3 protein-coding genes and 1 pseudogene are annotated in these 4,671 nt (G+C 62.1%); 3 read left to right on the top strand and 1 reads right to left on the bottom strand.

All coding sequences use genetic code 11. The features are described 5' to 3' along the window. Positions 1-501 (bottom strand): annotated as a pseudogene (locus tag JNL55_RS25350) (beta-(1-3)-glucosyl transferase); the annotation flags it as partial. 164 nt (positions 502-665) lie between these two features. On the opposite strand from JNL55_RS25350, the gene JNL55_RS25345 reads away from it, so the two are divergent. The 3 genes from JNL55_RS25345 to JNL55_RS25335 are packed head-to-tail and all read left to right on the top strand — an operon-like array spanning position 666 to position 4,551. After that, on the top strand, positions 666-1,316 hold the full coding sequence (locus JNL55_RS25345; RefSeq protein WP_293860905.1) for an outer membrane beta-barrel protein: 651 nt from the start codon (positions 666-668) through the stop codon (positions 1,314-1,316). 23 nt (positions 1,317-1,339) lie between these two features. Then, entirely contained in the window at positions 1,340-2,020 is a 681-nt protein-coding gene (locus JNL55_RS25340) for an ABC transporter ATP-binding protein (protein WP_293860902.1), read from the top strand. Next, entirely contained in the window at positions 2,017-4,551 is a 2,535-nt protein-coding gene (locus tag JNL55_RS25335) for an FtsX-like permease family protein (protein ID WP_293860899.1), read from the top strand. Before JNL55_RS25340 ends, JNL55_RS25335 begins: the two co-directional genes overlap by 4 nt. Positions 4,552-4,671: the final 120 nt, after the last annotated feature.

The following is a 4,671-nucleotide window of genomic DNA, read 5'->3' as shown; positions in this document are numbered from 1 at the left end:
TTCGGCGGTGCTCACCGGCTGCGTCACAGCGTCGCGTACCCGATCCAACTGTTCGGCCAGCTGCGCGACGGTGAGGTCGCCGCGCAGCACGGCCTCGTTGCCGATGACCAGACGAATCACGTTGGCGTGTTTGTTGGCGAGTTCGATGGCCGCCGCGACTTCCAGCTCATTGGTGGCGAGTCGCCGATCCAGCCACGCGCCCAGCGACACTTTGATGTCGTGACGGGCCGCGAGCTCGGGAATGCGACCCAGGCTGTTCAACGTGGAGTAGCTACGAACTGCGGTAACTTTGCCGGCCAATAATTGCAGGTCGCTGTCGATCTGCGGTTCGCTGGGCAGGACTCGGACCACCGGATCCTGGCCGGCCTGGAATGGCGAAAAGGCCATGCCTTGTACTCGTTCCGGCCAGGGCGGTTCGGCGTTGGGCTGGTTCACATAGGCCCACAGGCCGAAGGTGAGCGCCGCGAAGACCGCCGCAACCAGAAAACCAGACCACTTCATGACGGCTGCGTCGAGGACGTGAGGCGCGACCGATTCCGGCGCGGCTGCGAATAGCGTGGTGTGAAGGCGACGTTCAGGCAATACACCGGCGGCATGTTAACTTAGCCGGCGCGACGCCAGCCGGTTCTCGGCGCGCCCGCCGGATCTCAAGGAGTCTTTAGGCTATGCATTGGCACATTGGTAAGTGGTTCTTTCCACGACAGATTTTCGTCGGCCTGGCATTGCTGGCCATGGCCGGGACGGCAGCTGCGCAGCAGCCCTCGGACGACTATTGGAAATGGGAGCTGACGCCGTTCTACGGCTACATGGCCGGTGGCGAGTTTGAAGATCCCAGCACCAACACCGATCGGGATTTGGACGAGGACAACAGCTTCGGCCTGATCGTCAACGCCGCTGTGGATCAATGGCGACACTACGAGTTCCTGTACGTGAAGCAGGGCACGCAGGTGGACGGCACGGTACCCATGGATCTGGACGTGGAGTATTTGCAGATCGGCGGCACGGTCAGCGGTATGGAATCCGAACGCTTCATTCCGTACTTCGGCATCACTGTGGGTGCCGCACGTTTCAGCCCGGATCAGTCGGGGCTGGACACTGAAACCAAGCTCGCCTTCTCGGTGGGCGCTGGCGTGAAGGTGCCCATCACCGACCACATCGGTGTGCGTTTCGATGCGCGCGCTTTCGTCTCGTTGCTCGATACCGACGGCAACTTGTTCTGCGTGTCCGATAACGGCGCCGGTACTTGCGGCATTCGCGCCAAGTCCGACACGTTCCTGCAGTACCAGGCCGGGCTCGGTGTGATCGTCGGGTTCTGATCGCGAGGTGAGCTGCGCCCGCGATGCTCCAGGTCGAGAACATCAGTAAATCTTTCGGCGGATCGCCACCGCGACAGGTGCTCGGTGGCGTTTCGTTGCAGCTCGCCGCCGGCGAGTATGTCGCCGTGATGGGCGAGTCGGGCACCGGCAAATCCACGCTACTCAATTTGATCGCCGGGCTGGACACGCCCGACACCGGCCGCATCACGCTCGACGGTCGTGACATCGGCGCTTTCGATGACGATGCCCGCACGCTTTTGCGCCGCGCACGCATGGGCTTCGTATTCCAAGCTTTTCATTTGTTGCCGCACTTGAGTGTCGAGCGCAACGTCGCCCTGCCTTTGGCGCTCAACGGTCAGCAAGGACGCGAGGCTGCGGATCGAGTGCGTGAATTGCTCGAGGCCGTCGGTATGTCGGATCGAGCCAATGCCGCGCCTTCGCAACTCTCGGGCGGTGAGATGCAGCGAGTTGCCGTTGCTCGCGCGTTGGCGCATCGGCCGGCGCTGGTGTTGGCCGACGAGCCTACCGGCAATCTCGATGCGGAGTCCGCCGCTGAGGTGCTCGAACTGCTCGCGGCACAACTCAAGCGCGATAACGCGGCCGGCATATTGGTGACTCATTCTGAGCTTGCCGCTGCGACGACCGATCGCGTTCTGCAACTGACTCGACAAGGACTGGCGCCGCGCGTCCTGCGCGCATCGTGATTTCATCGCTGCTCATCGAGGCCGCGATCTCCGGACCGATGCGGCGCTCACCCGGACGCACTTTACTCGCAGTGCTCGCCATCGCATTGGGCGTGGCGCTCGGGCTGGCGATCTATCTCATCAATCGCTCGGCCGCCGATGAGATTTCGTTGGCGGCGCGCAGCCTGTACGGCTTGGCCGATCTCGCTGTCGAAGGCGGCAGCGAGGGCTTCGACGAAAACTTATATCCGCAGATCGCTCGTGTTCCCGGTGTGTCGGTGGCAAGTCCGGTCGTCGAGGTCGAAGCCAAGCTGATCGGCCGTCGCGGCGCATTGACCTTGATGGGGCTCGATGGCTTTCGCTCGCGACTGTTGCAACCCGCGTTTGCTCAGGCGGTGGTCGGCGGTGACTCTCGCTCCGGCGATGACGAAGAGTCGAATGAGTTCGACAATCGCTCCATCTTGTTGAGCGCTAGCGCCGCGCGTGAGTTGCAGCTGGATCGTGGTGACTTCATCGAGTTTCAGGTCGGCGTGCAGCGAGAGAAGTTGCGCGTCACCGGTGTGTTGCCGCCGGCGGCTTTGCAGGACTTCGCAGGTGTGGTCGACATCGCGACGGCGCAGTGGTTGTTCGGCCGGCTCGGTAAGTTGTCGCGGCTCAACTTGCGCTTGCTGACAGGCTCCAGCCCTGAGCAGGTCAAAGCGGCGCTAGCACAGATTCTGCCGCCGGGCGTGAAGGTCACGACGCCGGGTGAAGCGACTGACGATGCTTTGCGCCTGTCACGCGCCTATCGATCCAATCTTACGGCGTTGGCTTTGGTGGCCTTGTTCACTGGCGGGTTCTTTGTTTATTCGACTCAGTCGCTGGCGGCGCTGCGACGTCGGCGCGAGTTCGCGGTCATGCATGCCATTGGAGTCACGCGTACTGAGCAACTTCTGCTGATGCTTTCTGGCAGCGTCATCGTCGGTGTGCTTGGCGCGGCGATTGGAATCGTACTCGGCCTGACGATTGCGCGGATCGGATTGACTGCGTTGGGCGCGGACCTCGGCGCTGGTTATTTTCGTGGGTTCGCTCCTGGCTTGAATGTTCACATTGCCGAGATCGCGGTGTTTTCGTTGCTTGGCATCGGTGTGGCGATGGCCGGCGCGTTGCGGCCGGCGCTCGATGCGGCTCGCGTTCCAACGGCGAGTGCGCTGAAGGTCGGCGATGTCACCAGCGGTGAGATTCGTTCGCATGGTTGGACGGTGTTTACGTTGGCGGCCTTGGCGGGGACCTGCGTGTTCTTGCCGTCCATCGATGGCTTGCCATTGCCCGGCTTCGTTGCCATTGCGTTGTTACTCATCGCCTGCGTGGTGGCTATGCCATCGGTGGTTCGGTTCGTCTTGAGTCATGCGCCGCGCTTCCGAGCTCTGCCTTATGAGATCGCGGTTGCCCAGATCGCCGGCACGGCGCGTTACGCGACGCTGAGTGTGTCTGCCATCATCGTGAGTTTCAGCTTGATGGCGTCGATGGCCATCATGGTCACGTCGTTTCGCGACTCGCTCGATCAATGGACCCAGAAGGTGTTGCCGGCGGATTTGTATGTGCGCGTCGGTTATGTGGGCCAGTCGTCGTATCTGGAAGAGTCGTTGGCTCAGTCGATGGCGCGGCTGCCCGGTGTCAATCGCGTGGAGTACAGCCGCTTCACTCGCGTTCAACTATCAGCGGATCGTCCGGCGGCGACGTTGGTTGCGCGCACGCTGAATCGGGATCGTCCCGATGAGGTGCTGTGGATGATGAGTTCGGCCACTGGCCCGGTGCCGGTGGGCGCGTTGCCGTTGTGGATCAATGAAGCGGCGGCGGATTTGTTTGGTCTTGCGCCGGGCGATGCACTTGAGTTTGAGCTTTCCGGGAAACCAGTTGTTGGCTCAGTGCGAGGGGTGTGGCGAGACTATGAGCATCAGAACGGCGCGGTCGTCATGGATCGCAACGACTACGTTGCTTTGACGGGGGATCGAGCGGTCAATTCGGTGTGGTTCTGGCTGGATGGTTCGGCGGATGTTGCCAAGGTGGGGAGCGCTGTTCGCGATGCGATGCCGCCTGGGACAGAGCATGATTTGCGTACGCCTGGAGAGATTCGTCAGTTGTCGCTCGCTGCTTTCGACCGGACATTCGCCATTACCTATTTGTTGGAGTTGGTGGCGGTGACCATCGGGTTGTTCGGCATCGCCGCCGGCATCAGCGCGCAGGTGCTGGCTCGCCGCAGCGAATTCGGCGCGCTTCGCCATCTCGGCTTTACGCGCAAGCAAGTTGCGACGATGTTGGCGATTGAAGGGTCGGTGCTTGGGGCGCTCGGTGTGATCGTCGGGTTGCTCGCTGGCGCGGCCATTAGTTTGATTTTGATCTACGTGGTGAATCGGCAGTCGTTCCATTGGAGTATGGATTTGCGCGCGCCGGTCGGATTGTTGACGGGCCTGAGCGTCGCGCTGATTGCCGCAGCGGCACTGATCGCTGTCATCAGCGGCCGCCAAGCAATGGGCGGCGAAGTTGTGCGCGCCGTTCGGGAGGACTGGTAGTGCTCGCGACGTTATTTGGCGGCTGTGTCCGTGCGATGGCGCTCGCGAGGGTTCAGGCTGGGCGAATCGGCTGCACATTGATAGCGGCGGCGTTAACAACTTCGGGCGCGCGCGGCGCCG

Source organism: Steroidobacter sp., from assembly GCF_016790065.1.
Classification (GTDB): Bacteria; Pseudomonadota; Gammaproteobacteria; order Steroidobacterales; family Steroidobacteraceae; genus Steroidobacter.
The sequence above is the reverse complement of the archived record's forward strand: the minus strand, read 5'-3'. Positions and strand labels throughout refer to the sequence as shown.

Coding starts and splice junctions, on each gene's coding strand:
- JNL55_RS25340 (WP_293860902.1), top strand. CDS start 1,340: ATGCTCCAGGTCGAGAACATCAGTAAATCTTTCGGCGGATCGCCACCG.
- JNL55_RS25345 (WP_293860905.1), top strand. CDS start 666: ATGCATTGGCACATTGGTAAGTGGTTCTTTCCACGACAGATTTTCGTC.